Consider the following 20,373-nt stretch of genomic DNA (forward strand, 5'->3'; position numbering starts at 1 on the left):
CCGTCGGAGCCAAATCATGAGAACAGTGACCACACCGCAACAATCGAAACGCCGGATCACCGGTTACACGCTGATCGCCGCCGCGGCGTTCCTGTTCGCGGCGCAAGCCACCCTCGCGCAGGAAGCCGAACAGGCGCCGCCAGGGGCTGCTTCACAGAACACCGATCCGCCTGGGCGTGTTGCGCGTCTGAACTACACCGCCGGCGCCGTGACCACCGAACCAGCCGGCGCGACCGACTGGTCATACGCACAGATCAATCGCCCGCTTACCACCGGCGATCAGTTGTGGAACGATCAGAATGCGCGCTCCGAACTGCACATCGGTTCGACCGCGGTACGCCTCGGCCAGTCCACCAGCCTCGACATCCTCAATCTCGATGACAACAGCGCGCAGTTGAAGGTCGCTCAGGGTACGTTGTCGGCGCGGGTGCGCGGACTGGCGCCCGGCTCCTCCTATGAAATCGACACGCCGAATCTGGCGCTCGGCCTGAACGGCCCTGGCGACTATCGCGTCGACGTAGCGCCGGACGGCAGCAGCACCACCGTCACCGTGCGCAGCGGCAGCGCGACCGTGTACGGCGACAGCGGCCAGGTGCCGGTCGCGGCCGGCCAGCAGATCCGCTTTGCCGGCACCAACCTGCAACAGGTCGGCGACAACGGCGCGCCCGGCCTCGACGGCTTCGATCAATGGGCGGCGAGCCGCGACGCTGCGGAAGACCGCTCAGTATCGGCGCGCTACGTGTCGCGCGACATCCCCGGCTATCAGGATCTCGACGCCAACGGCACGTGGCGCAGCAGCCCGCAGTACGGTGAAGTGTGGGTGCCGCGTGAGACACCCGCCGGCTGGGCGCCTTATCACGACGGCCATTGGGTATGGCAAGCGCCGTGGGGCTGGACCTGGGTCGACGACGCACCGTGGGGCTTCGCGCCCTACCACTACGGCCGCTGGGCCTACGATGACGACTCGTGGGCATGGGTGCCGGGACCGGTGGTGGAAAGCGAACCGCCCGTCTACGCACCGGCGCTGGTCGCCTTCGTGGGCGGCGGTGGCGACGGAGTCAACTGGGGCGTGAGTCTCGCGATTGGCGGCGCCGTCGCGGCCGGCGTCGCGTGGTTCCCGCTGGGCCCAGGCGAACCGTGGCATCCGCACTGGGGCGATCACGATCATTGGAGCCCGGGTTACTACAACCGCGTCAACAACACCACGGTCGTCAACAACTACAACCGCAACGTGACGAACGTGAATGTGACCAACATTCACAACACGTACATCAACTATCGCGCGCCGGGCGGCGTGACCGCGGTGCCGGCGACAGCCTTCGTGCACGGTCAATCGGTTGGCCGCTTCGCGCAGAAGGTCGATCCGCAACAGTGGCGCAACGCGCAGATCAATCCGGGCGGTCCGGGGATCGCGCCGGTGAAGGAAAGCTTTGGACCGGGCCTGCGTAACGCGAATTACCGTCCGCCGGCCGGCGTGACGGCGCGTCCGGTCGTCGCGACGCGCAGTCCGGCCGTGCCGGCGGCGTACCACGACAGTCTCGCGCAACGTTTTGCGCAGAGCGGCGGACGTGTGCCGGGCGCGGGCGAGCCGATCGTGCGAACCTCGGTGCCGGCTCACATGGCAGGCGGTCCGGGGGTCATGCCGGCGCAGAACGTGCGGGTCGTGCAGTCGCATATGGCCGGACGGACGCCGGGCGCAGCGCCGGGTGCACCGGGTACGCCTAATGGCATGCAACAGGCCGGTCAGCGACCGGGCGAAGCGCCGCTCAACGGTCAACCGCAACGTGGCGGCGAACCGCAGGCGCGGCCAGGCATGCCGCCGCAAATGGCCAACGTGCATCAGCAACCCGGCGAGGCAGCTCATCCGTCCAATGGCGTGCCCCGTCCGCCGCAAGCGAACGGCGCCAACCCGAACGCTTTCGCGCAACAGCACGGCGCACCGGCGCAAGCCGGTCAGCAACCCGGTGCGGAAGGACGGCACGAGCCTGCATGGACGCAACCGCATACGCCGATGGCCCAGCAGGCGCAGCAGCATGGTGCCCCGCAGGAACAGGCTCGCCAGCCGGAGGCACGTCCTGGGCCGCAGCAACAGGTTCAGCGCCAGCCAGAAGCGCAGCCGCCGCGAGCACCTGAAGTGCGCGCCCAGCCGCAGGCGCCCCAGCCGCAACAGATGCAGCAGGCGCAGCAGCAACCGCGCCAGGAATATCGTCCGCAGCCGCAACAGGTACAGCAGCCGCGTCCTGAACCGCAACCGCAGCAAGTGCAGCAGCCACGTCCGGAGCCGCGCCCGCAACCGCAGCAGGTACAGCAGCCGCGCCCTGAGCCGCGCCCGCAACCACAGCAGGTACAGCAGCCGCGCCCTGAGCCGCGCCCGCAACCGCAACCGCAACAGGTGCAGCAGCCGCGCCCTCAACCGCAACCGCAACAGGTACAGCAGCCGCGCCCTCAACCGCAACCGCAACAGGTGCAGCAGCCGCGCCCTGAACCGCGTCCGCAGCAGGCGCAGCAGCCGCGCCCCCAGCCGCAACCGCAGCACGCCGACCAGCATTCGAGCGGCGGCAATCGTGACGAGCATCACAAAGGCTAAAGGTTACGCGCGCAGCTAGATGCGCTGACAACCCGATAGCCGGAAAGCGGCAAGAAAAAACCCCCGCGATTCGCATCGCGGGGGTTTTTCTTTGAGCGGGCTGCGAGCAGACGCTCAGAGCGCGTTCAGACCGCCATCGGCGCCGTGAGCGGCTCGTGATGCCGGTAGCCGACCAGCGAGAAGTCCGACGGCTCGATCTTCTCGAGCCATTCCGGCTCATACACACCGGTTTTCGCGTAGTCCGGCACACGGTCCGAGATCGCGAAAGCCGGGCTTTCATACGGCTCGCGCGTGAGCTGTTGCTGCAGCATGTCGAGCTGATTCTCGTAGATGTGCGCGTCGCCGATGAAGTAGGTGAACCAGCGCGGCGTATAACCCGTCAGCCGGCCAACCAGATGCAACAACGCCGCGCCTTCGGTCAGATTGAACGGCGTGCCGAGGCCGACATCGTTGCTGCGAATGTACAAACACAGCGAAATTTCGCGCCGCGCAACATTCGGCAGGAACTGATAAAGCAGGTGGCAAGCCGGCAGCGCGATCTGGTCCAGCACGGCGGGGTTCCAGGCATGAAACAAAATTCGCCGGTCGGCCGGGTTCTGCATGATCGTGTCGAGACACTGCCGCAACTGGTCGATCGCCTTGTACAGCAGCACCTTGGGGCTGCCGTCTTCCTCGAATTCCGTCACCACCTGGAAGCCGCGCGCCGTGGCGTCGGCCAATTGCGCGCTCGCGCCTGCGTCCAGCACCTTGTAGGCCGGCCACTGGCGCCACTGCACGCCATACACGTCGCCGAGATCATCCGGGCCCTGGCGATACGGATTGGCGAGCCATTGCGGATTCTGGTTGGCGTTCGCGTCCCACACCTTACAGCCGAGGTCGCGAAAATCCGCGGCGCTGCGCGAGGCGCGCAGAAAGCCGACCAGCTCGCCCACCGCCGATTTGAACGCCAGTTTTTTCGTGGTGACGGCGGGAAAGCCCTGCTGGAGGTCGAAGCGCAACATGGCGCCCGGCATGCTGATGGTGCGGATGCCGGTGCGGTTCTCCTGCCACGTGCCGGTGTCGAGAATCGTGCGGACGAGGTCGAGGTATTGTTTCATGCGGGTTCCTTCGACGAAGCGCGCCCTTGGGTCAGGTGCATGCGCCACGGAGATTGAGCGGAAAACCCGATTTTAACAAGCGCAGCCGGGCGGCGCCCGGTCAAGGTGCGTCGCCGAGAAAATATCGGTGGCTAAGTGGGCAACTAAGTGGGCGACCAAGCCCGTCAGAGATGCGGTACCGAGGCCGGCAATTCGCCGTGCGGCGTGACCAGCGGTTCGCCTTCCATATGGCGCATGCCGTGCGAGCACAGCAGGCGATACAGCGTCACGCGCGAAATGCCGAGTTCCTGCGCGGCGTCGCCGAGACGACCGCGATGACGCAGCAGCGCGAGTTCGATGGCCTGGCGTTCGGCCGCTTCGCGCGCTTGCGCGAGCGAGACGGGCACGATCTCCACATACTCGGCCAACTCGAGATCGCGGGCCGTGATCGCGCGCCCTTCCGACATCACGATGGCGCGCCGCACGCGATTGATCAACTCGCGCACGTTACCCGGCCAGCCGTAGTTATGCAGCGCCGCGATAGCGTCGGGCGCGAAACCGCGCAGACGGCGGCTTGCATCTTTCTTGAAACGTTCCAGCATGTGCCGCGCAAGCAGTTCGATATCCTTACCACGTGCACGCAACGGTGGTTCGTCGATTTGCAGCACGCACAAACGGTGATAAAGGTCGGAGCGGAACCGCCCTTCGATCATCGCGGCCGTCATATCTACGTGGGTCGCCGAGATGATACGCACATCGACGTCGATTGAACCGTGGCCGCCGAGCCGCTCCACCTTGCGTTCCTGCAGGAAGCGCAGCAGGCTCGCCTGGCTTTCGAGCGGCAGATCGCCAATTTCGTCGAGAAACAGTGTGCCGCCGTTGGCCGCTTCCACGCGGCCGATCTTGCGCTGATTGGCGCCGGTGAACGCGCCGCGCTCATAGCCGAATAGTTCGGATTGCAACAGATGCGGTGGAATCGCGCCGCAGTTGATCGGCACAAAAGGCGCATTGCGGCGCGCCGAGCGTTCGTGGATCGCGACCGCGGTCAACTCCTTGCCTGTGCCCGATTCGCCCGAGATAAACACCGGCGCGTCGGTCATGGCCACTTTGCGGATCGAGCGGAACAGCGCGAGCATCGCGTCGCACGAACCGACCATTTCGCCTTCCGCGCCTTGCGACCCATCGTTCGATGCCGGCTCGCCGAGCGAGATCATGCCGTATGCATGGCCGACCGAATCGACGATCCTGTCGCCCGAGTAAGGCACCGTTACATAGTCGAAACAATAGTCCCGCACGAGCCGGCGCAAGGCCGCGTCCTGCAATTGTCCGGGGGTGGTCGCCGCAACCCAGCCGACGTTCGGCATGGTAAGGCAGGACTCGAAGGCGGCAATCTCGTGTGGCTGAAAATCGCTAGACAGATCGAGCAGGCCGCCCGCCGCCATTCCGGCGCGAACAGCACGGCGCACATCGCGCGCCGACCCAACGACTTCGACATGCCAGCCGCGCTGATGGAAGCGAGTATTCAGTTCCGCGCTCGGATCGCGTGAAACGTAAATCAGTTGCCGCGTTGCGGGTTCCATTATTCAGATCCTCTCGTCAACGAACGTTAAGGATGACGCACGCACCTGAACTTCAGTTCAGACACGCTGACTCGTTCGGGATTCGCGATATAGCAAAAACCGAACGGCCATTCCATTCCGTGCGGACAGCTGATCCCCAAGAAAGCGGCGTGTGTGTTTGAGACGGCCCGTTAGCGGGCTTTTTTAAATCTGAAGCTGTTTTCGAGAGCTTACTATACACGCGCCGCTTGGAAAACAATTATGCGAATTTAATCGGAGACTCCTTGTCCAGCAAGGCCAAGCGGCCGATGAATAGTTATTCAGCTTATGAATAAAAGCATTGTGGAAGCGCTTTTCCTGGCGTTCACCCCAAGGTACTTCATACCTTCGGATTTAACGAATTACAGGTATTTTCTGCCTGCCGTTTCAGCGCTGAAACGTTTTTGTCCGATTTCTTCCCTGTTACTCCGCGGTATGCGGGTCACATCCAGACGCACCAATGGATTGCGACTCATGGCACATGTTTCGCTAAATGCTGTGCACCAAGGAGACACATCATGCGACTCGCTTTCCGCATCGACCTGAGCATCATGGCACCTTGCGCCGCACTATGCGCCGCCGCGGTGACCTTGACCGTGCTGTCCGCTGGCGTCAATGCACAGGAATCCGCACAACCTCAATCCGCCACGATGGCCGAAACCGCCGATGCCGGTTCCGCCACCCTCGCGAGCACGACGCTCGCAGCGGTGGCCTCGCCGAACCCGACGGCCACGGATGTCACGAATACGGCGAGCGTCGCCGCGGTGGACAACACCGTGGCCGCCACGAACGACAGCGCCGCGCCCCGCAACGATCTGGCCGGCAACGCGCTGAGCATTCCCGCCGACGCCGCGTCTGTGACCGATCTCGTGCTGGACGATCAGGCGCTGTCCCACCAACGCGGCGGCTTCGGCGGCATGTTGATGGTCTCCGCGACGCCGCAACTGATGCGCGGCTTTAACACCGGTGGCAACGGCGTGACGCTGTGGGACGAAATCGCCCCGCCGTCGCAGTTGCCGGTTCCCGTCGACGTCGCCCGCTCCGCACAAGGCAACATCACGAGCTACCAGAGAAATTAGCGCAACGACCCGCTCGCTGCCGAAGACCGCACCGACCGATCGTCCGCCCGCAAGGAACTGACATGAACGCTTCAACCCAGAAGGCGGGCAGCCGCCACCGCTGCGCAGCCTTGCTGTCCGCGCTGCTCGGCGTGCTCGCTGCCGGCGCCGTGACGAGTGCCACCGCGCAGCAGGTGAGCCAGCCGGGCAACCTCGTCATCGAGCGCGACATCACGCCACGCGATGCGTTCGTGCCGGTGCCGAAGAGCCAGGACCCGATCGCAGTCCAGGTTCAAACCTTCCCGAGGGCGACCTTCGATCGCGCGATCGGCACGATGGCGAGCGACCTCGACCTGAACGGCGCGCACGGCACCGCCGGCATCTCCGGCAACGGCTATATGCCTGCGCTAGTCGGCGCCAACGGTATTACACACATGCTGGCGGGCAACGGCAACAACGTTCCGGTCGGCGCAGGCGCCAGCTTCGGCGGCGCAGGTGGAATCGGCAGCTCGATTGCCCAGTCGGTCAACGGTGCACTCGCCCCCCTGGGCGCCGCTCTAGGAGCCATGAAATGACAACCTCACGCGCGCCGGCCAAGCGCCTTCCGTCACGCAAACAGTCGCGCTGGCCCCTGCTCGCCTGGGCATTGCTTGGCTGTGCGAGCTTCGCGGCCCATGCCCAAACGGTGCCGGCCCAGATCGACGCGCAGTCGCTGATCGGCAACGGCGCGGTCATCGGCGCCACCGGGGTTATCGCCATCAACGAGGCATCAGGCCTCGATAACGTACAAGCGAACCAGGGCGTGCTCACCAACGGCAAAGTCCCTCTCAACCTGATCGGAAGCTCGCAGAGCGCGTCCACGAACGCCAGGACGACGGCCGCTAGGAGCACGATCGGTAGTAATGCATTTTCAAACACCTCTGGCCTTATCGAAGTGAATCAGTCGGCGGGTGTAGGGAATCTTCAGCGGAACAGCGCCGTTATCGGAACTGGGCCGATTGAAGGGGAGATCGTAGCGGATGGGGTGCTATCCGCTACGACCGCCAAAGGCGGTGGCCTGGGAAGGTCCGGCGAAAACCACGACGCACGCGAGGTATCCATCGGTGCGGACGCGCTCAAAAACGTCAGTGGGATCGTCCAGATCAACCAGACAGCCGGCTCAGGTAACGTCAGTTCAAATAGTTTTGTGCTCCGTCCCCCGGCGGGCACCTTTTTCTAACGAGCCACACTCTTTATCGGAGCGTCATCATGAAGCGCACAATCATTGCAGCGGCTGTTTTGTCAACGATGGCAGCAAGTTCGGCTTATGCAGAAGGATGCACGGCCGGCTGCGACCCGGCTGAGCTTTTTACGGCAACGAACGTCTACACCGAAATCGGCGAATTCGGCTTCATTACGCTGCACGGCAAGGTTAACGTGTCGAGCAGTTCCGGCGCCACGGTCAACAACACGCAAAGCGTGAACATCGGCGGCGTCGACATGAAAACGCCTCCGCAGAGCTATGTCTCCGGCAACGTGACCACAACCGTCAACACGACGGATAGCTGGAATCATGCGAGCGGCAGTGGCAGCGGCTGGGGTGTGAGCCAGTCGTATAGCGACCACGCCTGGGCCTATAACAAGACCAACACGCAAACCAGCACGGCCTCGTCGAGCTCCTCGTTTAGCCAAGGCGGCGGCTCCGCTGCGGGTATCGCGTCGTCGTATAAGGGCTACGACTACGTGAACACACATGCCTCCGCGAACGGCTTCATCGCAGCAGGCTTTATCGCTGGTCTCGGCAGCGGCCCCGGCGTCATCTTCGGCGGCGTCGCAGCGGGCTTCGCCGCCGCCCTGAACACGCACGCCTCGGACAACTACGGCGGCGGCTTCGCTGGCCAGGCAGCCGGCTACAGCGTGGAGTGGGGCAGCACCGCAGCAGCCAGCGCGAGCACGGCGACGGAAAGCAGCAGCGGCCATGGCGAAAAGGTCAGCGCCAGCTACTCGTCAAACAGCCACGCCTACGGATGGACCCATAACTACGACGACAGCAAGGGCTCCGTCACGGTCACGGGCAGTGTGACCCAGCACATCAACACCGAAACGCCGACGACGATGTCCGCCGGCATCGGCGATCACGCGCTGGATACCGCGAGCGGCAACATTGGCGTCAACATCGCCACCGGCGTAGACAACGCCCAGTCCAACGACGCCGCCCTGTCGAACATGGATGTCGGCCCTGTGTTCGGCACTGCACAGATCTACTCGACTCAATCGTCGAGCGGCAAGGCGAAAGTGGGAGACTTCAACTTCGTTGCTTCCGTCGGCGCAGGCGCGCTGGCAAATGCGACGGGCAATATCGGGGTGAACGTGGCCTCGGGCGCGGGCAACGTGCAAAACAACAGCCTGGCAGCATCGGCTACGACAGACAGCAGCAGCAGCGGGATGGGCTGGGAGCATAACAAGGGCGGCAAGCAAGGTGGCGAAGTCATCGCAAGCGACCAGAACTGCCAGACCGCGGAAGCAGGTGTCAAAGGCCAGTTCACCGGCTCGTCGATGCTTGGCGCGGGTGCTCTCGCCAATGCTACCGGCAACATCGGTGTGAACATCGCGTCGGGTGTAGGCAACCTGCAACACAACGGCCTTGCAGTCGCCAGCGTGTCGCATCAGTAAGTAGAGCTGCATCGCAGGAAGACGCCGGTCAGCCTTCGTACTGACCGGCTGTCTCCCCAGGGGGGAATAGACCATGTTCGGGGTGAGCAGGGTAACGCCTGGCTTTTTTCTGGCACTCTTCGCTGGACTCGTGCTGTCGCAAACGGGTCACGCGCAGAGTGCCCTTTCCATGAACGCAGCAGCGGGCGTGCCGTTCGACGTGAACGTGCGCTCGATCCGCGAGATCCGCTACAACCACATCGTTTCGCAGCGTTACGACTATAGCTGCGGCTCGGCCGCTCTGGCCACGTTGCTGAAGTACGGCTACGGGATCGATATTCCCGAACCCGAAATGATCCAACGCATGATGGTGTTTTCGACACCAGAGGTGGTGGTCAAGAACGGCTTCTCGATGCTTGACATGAAGAAGTTCGTCGAAACGATCGGCCTGCGTGGCCGCGGTTTCCGCGTCACCCCTGAAGCGCTCTATCACCTGCAGATTCCTGTGCTCGTGCTGATGAACAGCGACGGCTACGAGCACTTCGTGATCGTCAAGCACGCGGAAGACAGCCGTGTCTTCATTGCCGACCCGGCGCTCGGCAACCGCATCGTCATGGAAGACGACTTCGTCAAGAAATGGAACGGCCTCGTGTTCGCGGTCGTCGGCAAGCCATTTATGGAGGATTCTCCGCTCTTGCAAGGCAACGAGTCGCTCGCGCTAAAGCTGCGCGAACGTGCGCTGGAAAACGGTACGGCAGCGACTCCCTTTGTTGAATACGGTTTGATCAAGGCAGAGTTGTTCTGACTCATCATGGACCGAAACTTACTCACCATAGGCTGTGCGTTGTGTTTCACAACGTGCGGCCTCGCATCAGTCGCACACGCTGCCGAGCAGACATCTACGGTGTTTGAAGACGTCGGCGCCCTCAAGCTGCAACCTGTCGACGACGCCATCCTTGCCAACCAGACCGGCAAAGGCATTGCTGGGGACATCATTTCGGGCGCCGTTATCACCCTGCTGTCGCAATGGCAGTTGCCGAACGGCGCCACCGCTGTCGCCTCGGGCTCGCTCGCGATCGGTACAAACACGTCCAACCAGCCGAACGTCAAGTTCAATTCAGCGGCCTCGGTGACCGGCCCGAACGTGCGCGAGGGCAGCGGCGCCAACCGCAACGCCAGCGCGACCGGCGGGCAGAACGTCAACGTCAACGGCGTCTCGCAGATTACCCAGGTGGCAGGCAACGGCAACCTCGGGACGAACCAGGCGCTGATCGATTTCGACGCCTCGCCAGGCAGCCTCGCGGGCGGGTCCTATAACAACGCAACGTCGGCCGCAGCAAGCAATGCGAACGGCTCGGTGAAAGCCTCCGTCAGTCTCGCCAACGGCGGCATTTCGATTTCGTTGCAGACGCCGGGCGGTATCGCCACCCAAACCATCGCGCCGTCCAGCGCGCAACAGGCCGGCATGATTGCCCAACTCTTGCAGATCGCAGGCAATAACCAGCAAGTCGCCAACCAGTTGCAACTGCATTTGCAGACGCAGCAGATGTCGGCCCCGATGCTGCGCCAGATTGGCGTACTACAAGCCCTGCAAAACACCGTAAGGAGATAACACGGGCCGCCGCCCGACCAGGTAGGAGACCGAAGTACCAAACGACCGCGTGATGCACAAGGAGACATGCGACGCGCAGTCAGAATACCGGGGGAACAAAAATGATCAGATTTTCAAAGACTGGGGCGCCGCGCATGGCGTTGGCGGCTATTCCAGCCGCCGTCATGCTTTTCGCGCTATCGCAGGGGGCCGGCGCGCAGGCGCTCGCCGATCAATCGATCGAAGAACGGCTGAACACGCTCATGCGTGTCGTCAGCGAGCAGCAAAAGCAGATCATCTCACTCGAACGGCAGGTCACGAACCTCGAAATGTCGCAGCGCGGCCGCGGCGCACCGGGTTACGGTGAGCCGGCCGGCAACGGCGCGGTCGCCGAGCAACCCGGCGCAGACGGCCTGCCTGTGCCGCTGCCGCCGCTTGCCCAGGTGAACCCGGGCACCCCCGCGCCGGGGGGCGCCACGGGTACCGCGACAGGCGTGCCGGTCACTCCGCCGGTGCCGGAAGGCAGCAGTGGCGGCGGCCTGCCGGCAGCGACCGACGGCAGCGGTGCAATCGGCCAGACGCAGAAGGCCGCGCAACCGGTGCGCACCCAATCGGAAGACGCGGTGGTGCAGAGCCAGCAGCACACGCCTCTGTTCGAGCACAAGCTGACCCTCGACTGGGGTATCAACGATACCTACTACGACCGCCGCCAGTTGCAACTGTCCGGCTTCCTCGCGCTCGATGCGATTTTCCTCGGCAACATCAACCTCGGCGAGACCAAGTCGCACCAGGTGATGGCCGACCTCGACACGCGCTACGGTCTGACCGACCGCATCAGCGTCGACGTCGACGTGCCCTATATCTACCGGCATAGCAACTTCATCGTCGGCGGAGCCGGCGGTGCGGCAAATTCGGTCTCGGACGCCTCGGCAAATTCGAGCGATATTGGCGACGTCAACTTCGGGATCTACTACCAGTTCCTGAAGGAAACCAACAATCTGCCGGACCTGGTCGGCAGCCTGCGCATCAAGGCGCCGACCGGTTCGTCGCCGTTCGGCATCAAGCTGGCGCAGGTCGATGCCAACAACACCAACCTCGTCGCCCCCACGAAGCTGCCCACCGGCACCGGCTTCTGGAACATCACGGCGGGCCTGTCGGTGTTGAAGACCTACGACCCGGTCGTGCTGTTCGGCAGCGTTTCGTACACCTACAACATTGCCCGCTCGTTCTCGGACATCTCGTCGGTGATCGGCCAGACCGAACCGGCGACGGTCAAGATCGGCGACGTCGTGCAGTTCGGCGGCGGCGTGGCGCTGGCGTTCTCGGACAAGGACTCAGCGAGCATTTCGTACACCATGGCGCTGGAACCCGAGTCGCAGACCAAGGCGCCAGGCGGAACCTATTCGAAAGTGCCGGGCAGCGAGACCACCGCTGCCGCACTGACCTTCGGCTTGAATCACGTAGTGAACAAGCACTTGACGATCAACGGTTCGGTATCTGTCGGCCTCACGCCCGACACGCCGAACTTCGTGATCGGCTTGCGCTTTCCCTACACTTTTTGACGTGCCAACGATACGAGGTTGATCGTGCGCGAATCACCCCATCTGAGCAGCGTTACACCGCCCTCCGGCGCTCATCTGTCGATTGCCCGAGCGTCAGACGTTTCTGCGACACGAGCAGCCGAAGTCCTCGTGGGGCGGCCGTCGGAAGTCTCTTTGGCGCGACCTCACGAGGCCGCTCCGGAATGCTTGCACGAGGCCTCCGTCGCAGCGAATGGGAGCGGTCTGCTGCACGCGCGGACCGATCGGGCGCTGCTGTACGTCGCACGCTCGCCGGACGAGGCGCTAAGCGCCCATCTGAAGAGCCGCGGCTGGCACGTGATGGTAGCCCGCTCGGCGCATGAGGTCTCGCGCCTGCTCAAGCCCGACGTGATATGCGCCGGCATCGTCGACCTGGCCAGCTTTGCGCCGCGCGACCTTGGCGGGTTCGAAACGAGCCTGCGTCAACAGCAGATCGGCTGGATTGCGCTCGCCACTGCGGAACGCCTCACCGACGTCAACGTGCGGCGTCTGATCCGCCACTACTGCTTCGACTACGTCAAGACACCGGTGGCCAACGCCACGATCGACTACCTCGCCAGTCACGCATTCGGCATGGTGACGTTGTGCGATGCCGACGAGATCCCGCCTGCCGCGCCCGCCGCCGACGACGAAGAAGAGATGGTCGGGACCTGCGAAGCGATGCAGCAACTCTTCCGCACGATTCGCAAAGTCGCCAACACCGACGCCAGCGTGTTCATCTCGGGTGAATCCGGCACCGGCAAGGAACTCACGGCGTTGGCGATCCACGAACGCTCGCCGCGCCGCAAGGCGCCTTTCATCCCCATCAATTGCGGCGCGATTCCACACCATCTGTTGCAATCCGAACTATTCGGTTACGAACGCGGTGCGTTCACCGGCGCGAACCAGCGCAAGATCGGCCGGGTCGAGGCCGCGGACGGCGGCACCTTGCTGCTCGACGAAATCGGCGACCTGCCGATGGAAAGCCAGGCAAGCCTGCTGCGCTTTTTGCAGGAAGGCAAGATCGACCGGCTCGGCGGCCGCGAATCGATCCCGGTGGATGTGCGAATCATTTCGGCGACCCACGTGGATCTCGAGATCGCGATGCGCGACGGACGGTTCCGCGCCGACCTGTTCCACCGCCTGTGCGTGCTGCGTGTCGACGAGCCGCCGCTGCGCGCCCGCGGCAAGGACATCGAGATTCTTGCGCATCACATCATGCACAAGTTCAAGACCGACAGCGCGCGCAAGATCCGTGGCTTTACGCCGTCGGCGATCGAGGCAATGTACAACTACGGCTGGCCCGGCAATGTCCGCGAACTGATCAACCGGGTGCGCCGCGCGATCGTGATGGCGGAAAACAAGCTGATTTCCGCCGAAGACCTCGACCTCGCGCAGTTCACCGAGCAGGAGACCATGAGCCTCTCGCAGGCGCGCGAGGCCGCCGAGAAGCGCGCGATCGAAGCAGCGCTGCTACGGCATCGCCACCGACTGAACGAGGCGGCGATCGATCTGAATATTTCGCGCGTCACGCTGTACCGGCTGATGGGTCACCACGGCTTGCGGGAGCTGAGCGCCGTTGACGAGAAGGCGTCGTTTGAACCGAGCGCCGCCGACGAGGCTGCCCATGAATGATGGGGCGCCTCGCGCGGCACCGTGTTGCACCTCAGGTAGAATCATCCTGGTTACGTTCCCCTTTCCATTCGATGACGACGCTCACCCTGATCGTCGCTCGCGCCAATAACGGCGTGATCGGCCGCGACAACCAGTTGCCCTGGCGACTTCCCGAAGACCTCGCGTTCTTCAAGCGCACCACGATGGGCGCGCCCATCATCATGGGCCGCAAGACGCATGAATCGATCGGCCGGCCGTTGCCGGGACGCCGCAACATTGTCGTGACACGGGATGCCGCACGGCGCTTTCAGGGCTGCGACGCGGCCACCACGCTCGAAGACGCGCTGAAGCTCGCCGCGCAGGATCAGGCGCCGGAGGCGTTTCTGATCGGCGGCGCGCAGTTGTATGCGGAAGGTTTGCGTCAGGCGGACAAGCTGATCATCACCGAGATCTCCGCCGACTTCGAAGGCGACGCCACGTTCCCCGAGCTCGATGAAGGCGAGTGGGAAGAAGTCGCGCATGAAACGCATCGCGCGGACGCGCCGAATGACTTCGATTACGCGTTCGTGACGTATAAGCGTAAGGGCACTTGAGAGTGTTGCAGCGCGCCTGAATGACGGTCTGCGCTTCGCGCATTCGTCATTCACCGTCACTCAACACGCACGCATAAAAAAACGCCACGCGGTTGCTCGCGTGGCGTTTCTGTTTGCAGCGCCGTTGTGCAGCCCTGCTGCGCAGCCGGTCGGCGCTTGATCGAACCGCTTACTGCCCGGCGATCGTCATCCGTTCGATCAGCACCGAGCCCGTTTCCTTGGTGCCGCGCGTGATCGTATCCGCGCCGATCGCGACGATATGGCGGAACATCTCCTGCAAGGTGCTCGCCACCGTGATTTCCTCGACCGGATACTGGATCTTGCCGTTCTCGACCCAGAAGCCCGACGCGCCGCGCGAATAGTCGCCCGTCACGTAGTTCACGCCCTGCCCCATCAGTTCGGTCAGCAACAGGCCCGTGCCGAGCTTCTTCAGCATTTCTTCGAAGTCGTCTCCCGGGCGCGTCTTCGAGCTGCGCAGCGACAGATTGTGCGAACCGCCGGCGTTGCCGGTTGTCTGCATGCCGAGCTTGCGCGCCGAATAGGTGGACAGGAAGTAGCCTTCCACCACGCCGTCCTTCACCACCGAACGCTGTTTCGTACGCACGCCTTCTTCGTCGAACGGCGCGCTGCCCATCGCACGCGCGACGTGCGGATCTTCGACCACCTGGACGTGCGGCGCGAACACCGGCTTGCCGAGGCTATCGACGAGGAACGAGGTCTTACGGTACAGCGCGCCGCCGCTCGTGGCCTGGACGAACGCGCCGAGAATGCCGGCGGCGAGCGGCGCTTCGAACAGCACCGGCACCTTGCGCGTGTCGAGCCCGCGCGCGCCGATGCGCGACAGCGCCCGTTGCGCGGCGTAGCGGCCCACCGCTTCCGGATCGGCGAGGTCGGCCGCGCTGCGGGTCGACGTGTACCAGTCGTCGCGCTGCATGTTGCGCGCGCTGCCGGCGATCGGCGCGCAGGCGATGTAGTGGCGCGAGTACGGATAACCCGCAAGGAAGCCGCGCGAAGTGGCCAGCACGAACTGCGAGTGCTGCGCCGAGACGCTCGCGCCTTCCGAGTTCTTGATCTGCGGATCGGTGGCGAACGCGGCGTCTTCCGAGCGGCGGGCGATTTCCACCGCTTCGTCGGCCGACAGATTCCACGGGTGATACAGATCGAGATCGCGCGGCGCGGTTTCGAGCAAGTCTGCTTCGGCGAGACCCGCGCAGTCGTCTTCCGCGGTGAAGCGGGCGATGTTGTACGCCGCCGCAACCGTATCCTTCAAGGCCTGCGACGAAAAATCCGAGGTGCTCGCGTTGCCGCGCTTGTTACCGATGAACACCGTCACGCCGACCATCTTGTCGCGGTTGTGTTCGATCGTCTCGACTTCGCCGCGCCGCACGGAGACGGACAGGCCGTCGCCTTCGGAGATCTCGGTCGCCGCGTCGGTGCCGCCGAGCGACTTCGCGTGACGAAGGATGTCCGAGGCGATTTCCTTCAGTTCATCCTGGGTATGCGGAAAAAAGCGCTGCTTGACGTCCATGTCTGCTGCCATTGTCGTTGCCGTCCTGTTCGGGGCCGAGCGGCCCTGTGTGTTCGCCCATGCCACGCACGTGCGTGCGCATTTGCAAGTGCATTCGCGTGCGCGTTTGCGTAGTCACGCATCCCGCGATCATAGCAAGGGTTGCGAAGCCGTACCTGGCATTCGCCGCGTCCGCCGGAGCCGGCGAGCGCACTTGTGCACAGCAGCACGGCGGGCCCGGCGTGCGCGGCACGCTACAATATCGGTATGACACGCAAAACCCGCATTCAACCCATCGAATCCGCCGAGCCGGAAGTCGACGAGAACGGCTACGACCGTCCCAGCAAGTCCCAGCTCAAGCGCGAAATGCACGAGCTGCAGGAACTGGGCTCGGCGCTGATCGCCCTGCCGAAAGACGCGCTCAAGCGCATGCCGATGCCCGAAAAGCTCGACGACGCCGTGCGCGAAGCGCGCCGCATCACCGATCACGAAGGCAAGCGCCGCCAGGTGCAGTACGTCGGGCGCGTGATGCGCTCGCTGCTGGACGGGGAAACCGCCGCCCTGCGCACCGCGCTCGACACCTATAACGGCGTCAACAAGGCGGAAACGGCCAAGCTGCACTGGATCGAGCGCACCCGCGAGAAACTGCTCGCCGACGACGCCGCGCTGACCGAATTCATCCGCCAGCACCCGAACGCCGATCCGCAGCAGGGCCGCACGCTGATCCGCAACGCCCGCAAGGAAGCGCAGCAAAGCAAGCCGCCGCGCTACTTCCGCGAGTTGTTCCAGTGGATCAAGAACGCCGACGGCCCGTCTGCCGAGACCGATTCCGAAGCGGAAGACGCGCTGGAAGACGACGATGACGACCGCGACGCGTAAGGCTACACGTAATCATCCGGACGAAATCGTGATCGGCCTCGTGTCGATCAGCGATCGCGCGTCGACAGGCGTCTACGAGGATAAAGGCATTCCGGCGCTGCAGGAATGGCTCGGCGCCGCCCTGACCTCGCCGTTCCAGGTGGTCACCCGCCTGATTCAGGACGATGCGCCCACCATTTCCGCCACGCTGATCGAACTGGTCGACGAAGTGGGTTGCGATCTGGTGCTGACCACCGGCGGCACCGGCCCATCGCGCCGCGACGTGACGCCGGAAGCGACTTTGGCGGTGGCGACCAAGGAAATGCCGGGTTTCGGCGAGCAGATGCGGCAAATCAGCCTGAATTTCGTGCCGACCGCGATTCTGTCGCGCCAGGTGGCGGTGATCCGCGAAACCGCGGATCACGCGGCGCTGATCATCAACCTGCCAGGGCAGCCGAAGTCGATCAAGGAAACGCTGGAAGGTTTGCGTGACGCAGACGCTGGCCGCGCCGTGAAGGCGCCGGGGATTTTCGCCGCGGTGCCTTACTGCATCGACCTGATCGGCGGCCCGTATGTGGAAACGAACGCCGACGTGGTGAAAGCGTTCCGGCCGAAGAACGCGGTGCGCGCGCCCCGGCAGGGTTGAAGCTGAAACGACGGCTGATGGATTATTCCGCGGCCGGCGTTTCCGGCACCTGCGAGGCCGCCGGAATCAGGAAGTGCTCGCGGTAGTACTTCAGTTCGTCGATCGATTCATGGATGTCGGCCAGCGCCGTATGCATGGCGCGTTTCTGGAAACCCTTGTAGATCGCCGGCTGCCAGCGGCGGCACAGTTCCTTCAGCGTGCTGACGTCGAGATTGCGGTAGTGGAAGAAGCGCTCCAGATCCGGCATCCAGCGCGCCATGAAGCGGCGGTCCTGGCAGATCGAGTTGCCGCACATCGGCGATTTGCCGGGCGGTACATAAGCGCCAAGAAAGTCGCGAATCTGTTCCGTGGCGTCCGCTTCGCTCACCGTCGACGCCTTCACGCGGTCGATCAGCCCCGAGCGGCCATGCGTGTTCTGATTCCACTGATCCATTTTGGCGAGCGTTTCGTCGCTCTGATGAATCGCCAGCACCGGCCCTTCGACCAGGCGGTCGAGCGTCGAATTCGTCACGACCACCGCGATTTCGATGATGCGGTCGGTGTCCGGCTCGAGCCCGGTCATTTCCATGTCCAGCCAGACGAGATTCATGTCGCTGCGCACGAGCGGCGGCTGTTCGGTGGAGTCGAGGATGTCAGTCATGAAGGCAACCCTGATGGCCGGGCAGACGGCTTCTCCGGAAGCGCGCTTGCCGCGGCGATTGTTCGTATGAGATTGGTTTGAGCCGGCTTGGGCCTGCATGGGCCGGGTTTGAGCCGGGTTTGATCTTATCCCCCCGCCGCCGGGCGGGAAGAAACATATAATTCTCGCATAGATACCACGGAATCCCCGGATGCCTACCCTGTACTTCACTGTTCTGTTCGTCGTCGCCGTCGTGGCGATGGTCGGCACCAAGCTGTGGCTCGCGTCGCGGCAGATCCGCTTCGTCGCCGGCCATCGCGAGCAGGTGCCGAGCCAGTTTGCCGGCACAATCGCGCTCACCGCGCACCAGCGCGCCGCCGACTACACCGTTGAACGCACGCGCCTCACCATGATCGAGATCGTCGTCGGCGCGGCCGTGCTGATCGGGCTGACGCTGCTGGGCGGCGTGCAGGCGCTCGATCTCGCGATCTCCGACTGGCTGGGCCGCGGCTACGCCGGCCAGATCGCGCTGGTCGCGGCGGTGATCGCGATTACCAGCATGATCGATCTGCCGTTCGAGTACTACCGGCAATTCGTGGTCGAGCAACGCTTCGGCTTCAACCGCATGAGCAAGGGTATTTTCTTTCTCGACCGCCTCAAAGGCGTCCTGCTCGGTGCGGCGTTCGGCCTGCCGCTGCTGTTCGTCGTGCTGTGGCTGATGAACCAGGCGGGCAGCCTGTGGTGGCTGTGGACGTGGATCGTCTGGGTCGCGTTCCAGTTGCTCGTGCTGGTGCTGTACCCGTCGTTTATCGCACCGCTCTTCAACAAGTTCGAACCGCTCAAGGACGAAGCGCTGAAAAGCCGCATCGAAGCCCTGATGCAGCGCTGCGGTTTCGCCGCCAAGGGTCTGTTCGTGATGGACGGCAGCCGCCGTTCGGCGCACGGCAATGCGTATTTCACCGGCTTCGGCGCGGCCAAGCGGATCGTCTTCTTCGACACGCTGCTCGCGCGCCTGTCGGGCAACGAGATCGAAGCGGTGCTCGCGCACGAACTCGGCCACTTCAAGCGCCGTCACGTGATCAAGCGCATGGTCGTCATGTTCGCGATCAGCCTCGTGATGCTCGCCCTGCTCGGCTGGCTGACACAATGCGTGTGGTTCTATGAAGGACTGGGCGTGCGGCCGTCGCTGATCGGCGGCAATAGCGGCCTCGCGCTGGTGCTGTTCTTCCTCGCGCTGCCGGTGTTCCTGTTCTTCGTCACGCCGCTCGGCAGCCTCAGTTCGCGCAAGCACGAGTTCGAGGCCGATGCCTTCGCCGCGACGCAAACCGATGCGCAAGACCTCGTCAACGCGCTCGTCAAGCTGTATGAGGACAACGCATCGACCCTGACGCCCGATCCGCTCTACACCGCGTTCTATTACTCGCATCCGCCGGCGTCGCAGCGGATCGACCGCCTGCTGCGGCACGCATGAGCGGCCGCTCCCCGAAAGCGCCGCGCGCGCCGTCCAGCACGCGCGTAGGCGGTCTGGTGATTGCCGCTCATGGGCGGCACTACCTGGTCGCGCCGGAAGACGGCAGCCCGATGCTCCAGTGCTTCCCGCGTGGCAAGCGTAGCGAAGTGGCGGTCGGCGATCGCGTGATTTACGAACCGACTTCGGCGGATCAGGGTGTGATCGTCGAAATCGGCGAGCGGCGCAATCTGCTGTATCGCTCGGATCAGTACAAGTCGAAACTCTTTGCCGCGAATCTCGACCAGTTGCTGATCGTGCTCGCAACCGAGCCGCATTTCAGCGAGGACCTGCTCGGCCGCGCGCTGGTCGCCGCCGAGGCAAACGAGTTGAAGCCGTTGATCGTGTTGAACAAGATCGACGTGACCGGCGCGCTGGAGGGCGCGCGCAGGCGGCTCGAACCGTACCGCGCGCTCGGCTACACCGTGGTCGAAGTGTCGATCAAGACGCAGCCTGATGCCGCGCGCCCCGCGTTGCTCGAGCATCTGCAAGGTCATTCGACGCTGCTGCTCGGCCAGTCGGGCATGGGCAAATCGACGTTGGTGAATCTGCTGATTCCGGATGCCGAAGTCGCGACACGCGAGATCTCGACCGCGTTGAACAGCGGCCGGCACACCACCACCTTCACGCGGCTCTACCCTTTGCCTGGTGCCGACGGCGGTGCGTTGATCGATTCGCCGGGCTTCCAGGAATTCGGCCTGCATCATCTGACCGAAGGCCGGCTCGAACGCGCGTTTCCCGAGTTCCGGCCGTTGCTGCCGAACTGCCGCTTCTACAACTGCCATCATTTGCAGGAGCCGGGCTGCGCAATTCTCGAAGCGGTCGCCGATGGCGGGATCCGGCGCGAACGGCATGCCCTGTATGCGCAACTGGTGCACGAAGCCAGCCAGATCGTGCGCTAACGCGCGCCGCTGTCGAACCATGGATTC

At 63.9% G+C, this 20,373-nt stretch carries 18 protein-coding genes; 14 read left to right on the forward strand and 4 right to left on the reverse strand.

What is annotated here, in order from left to right; translation table 11 throughout:
- Positions 1–16 precede the first annotated feature (16 nt).
- The gene (locus P3T25_RS16130; RefSeq protein WP_429358367.1) at positions 17–2,587 is read left to right on the forward strand and encodes a DUF6600 domain-containing protein; all 2,571 of its coding nucleotides are present in this window, start codon (positions 17–19) and stop codon (positions 2,585–2,587) included.
- A gap of 125 nt (positions 2,588–2,712) precedes the next feature.
- Here the strand turns inward: P3T25_RS16130 and P3T25_RS16135 are convergent, their stop codons facing one another.
- Both P3T25_RS16135 and P3T25_RS16140 read right to left on the reverse strand, forming a co-directional pair.
- A complete protein-coding gene (locus tag P3T25_RS16135; protein WP_154560617.1) occupies positions 2,713–3,684 on the reverse strand; it encodes a thymidylate synthase in 972 nt (323 codons plus the stop codon).
- A gap of 164 nt (positions 3,685–3,848) precedes the next feature.
- Complete coding sequence (locus P3T25_RS16140; protein WP_097390052.1) at positions 3,849–5,243, reverse strand: sigma-54 dependent transcriptional regulator; 1,395 nt, start codon at positions 5,241–5,243, stop codon at positions 3,849–3,851.
- Between the two features lie 536 nt (positions 5,244–5,779).
- Between P3T25_RS16140 and P3T25_RS16145 the strand changes: the two genes are divergently transcribed.
- From P3T25_RS16145 to P3T25_RS16185, 9 genes are all read left to right on the forward strand, one after another.
- Positions 5,780–6,340 carry a hypothetical protein gene (locus P3T25_RS16145; RefSeq protein WP_429358368.1) on the forward strand — a complete coding sequence of 187 codons (561 nt, stop codon included), beginning with the start codon at positions 5,780–5,782 and terminating at the stop codon, positions 6,338–6,340.
- A 62-nt stretch (positions 6,341–6,402) separates the two neighbouring features.
- Positions 6,403–6,894: a hypothetical protein gene (locus tag P3T25_RS16150; RefSeq protein WP_154560615.1), complete on the forward strand. Its 492-nt coding sequence runs from the start codon at positions 6,403–6,405 to the stop codon at positions 6,892–6,894.
- Positions 6,891–7,538, forward strand: coding sequence for a hypothetical protein (locus P3T25_RS16155; RefSeq protein ID WP_154560614.1), 648 nt, complete (start codon positions 6,891–6,893; stop codon positions 7,536–7,538). The genes P3T25_RS16150 and P3T25_RS16155 overlap by 4 nt, the downstream gene beginning before the upstream one ends.
- Positions 7,539–7,567: 29 nt before the next feature.
- Positions 7,568–8,971, forward strand: coding sequence for a hypothetical protein (locus tag P3T25_RS16160; protein WP_429358369.1), 1,404 nt, complete (start codon positions 7,568–7,570; stop codon positions 8,969–8,971).
- 73 nt (positions 8,972–9,044) lie between these two features.
- Positions 9,045–9,755 carry a C39 family peptidase gene (locus P3T25_RS16165; RefSeq protein WP_372342386.1) on the forward strand — a complete coding sequence of 237 codons (711 nt, stop codon included), beginning with the start codon at positions 9,045–9,047 and terminating at the stop codon, positions 9,753–9,755.
- Between the two features lie 6 nt (positions 9,756–9,761).
- Complete coding sequence (locus P3T25_RS16170; RefSeq protein ID WP_429358370.1) at positions 9,762–10,562, forward strand: peptidase C39; 801 nt, start codon at positions 9,762–9,764, stop codon at positions 10,560–10,562.
- A gap of 134 nt (positions 10,563–10,696) precedes the next feature.
- Complete coding sequence (locus P3T25_RS16175) at positions 10,697–12,103, forward strand: hypothetical protein (RefSeq protein ID WP_154560666.1); 1,407 nt, start codon at positions 10,697–10,699, stop codon at positions 12,101–12,103.
- Positions 12,104–12,127: 24 nt separating this feature from the next.
- Positions 12,128–13,735 (forward strand): sigma-54 dependent transcriptional regulator, encoded by a 1,608-nt coding sequence (locus P3T25_RS16180; protein ID WP_168435705.1) that lies wholly within the window; start codon positions 12,128–12,130, stop codon positions 13,733–13,735.
- A gap of 71 nt (positions 13,736–13,806) precedes the next feature.
- On the forward strand, positions 13,807–14,307 hold the full coding sequence (locus P3T25_RS16185; RefSeq protein ID WP_154560610.1) for a dihydrofolate reductase: 501 nt from the start codon (positions 13,807–13,809) through the stop codon (positions 14,305–14,307).
- Positions 14,308–14,476: 169 nt separating this feature from the next.
- Here P3T25_RS16185 and pmbA read toward each other — a convergent pair whose 3' ends face one another.
- Positions 14,477–15,847, reverse strand: coding sequence for a metalloprotease PmbA (gene pmbA, locus P3T25_RS16190; protein ID WP_408195329.1), 1,371 nt, complete (start codon positions 15,845–15,847; stop codon positions 14,477–14,479).
- Between the two features lie 234 nt (positions 15,848–16,081).
- Between pmbA and yjgA the strand changes: the two genes are divergently transcribed.
- Together yjgA and mog are read left to right on the forward strand one after the other, a co-directional pair.
- A complete protein-coding gene (yjgA, locus tag P3T25_RS16195) occupies positions 16,082–16,693 on the forward strand; it encodes a ribosome biogenesis factor YjgA (protein WP_429358371.1) in 612 nt (203 codons plus the stop codon).
- Complete coding sequence (mog, locus tag P3T25_RS16200; protein ID WP_429358372.1) at positions 16,674–17,318, forward strand: molybdopterin adenylyltransferase; 645 nt, start codon at positions 16,674–16,676, stop codon at positions 17,316–17,318. Before yjgA ends, mog begins: the two co-directional genes overlap by 20 nt.
- A 22-nt stretch (positions 17,319–17,340) precedes the next feature.
- Here mog and orn read toward each other — a convergent pair whose 3' ends face one another.
- Positions 17,341–17,958 (reverse strand): oligoribonuclease, encoded by a 618-nt coding sequence (orn, locus tag P3T25_RS16205; RefSeq protein WP_429358373.1) that lies wholly within the window; start codon positions 17,956–17,958, stop codon positions 17,341–17,343.
- A 190-nt stretch (positions 17,959–18,148) separates the two neighbouring features.
- On the opposite strand from orn, the gene P3T25_RS16210 reads away from it, so the two are divergent.
- On the forward strand, positions 18,149–19,408 hold the full coding sequence (locus P3T25_RS16210; RefSeq protein ID WP_429358374.1) for a M48 family metallopeptidase: 1,260 nt from the start codon (positions 18,149–18,151) through the stop codon (positions 19,406–19,408).
- Positions 19,405–20,346, forward strand: coding sequence for a ribosome small subunit-dependent GTPase A (rsgA, locus tag P3T25_RS16215; protein ID WP_429358375.1), 942 nt, complete (start codon positions 19,405–19,407; stop codon positions 20,344–20,346). Before P3T25_RS16210 ends, rsgA begins: the two co-directional genes overlap by 4 nt.
- Positions 20,347–20,373 lie beyond the last annotated feature (27 nt).

This window comes from Paraburkholderia sp. GAS32 (genome assembly GCF_050434225.1).
Taxonomy (GTDB): Bacteria; Pseudomonadota; Gammaproteobacteria; order Burkholderiales; family Burkholderiaceae; genus Paraburkholderia; species Paraburkholderia madseniana.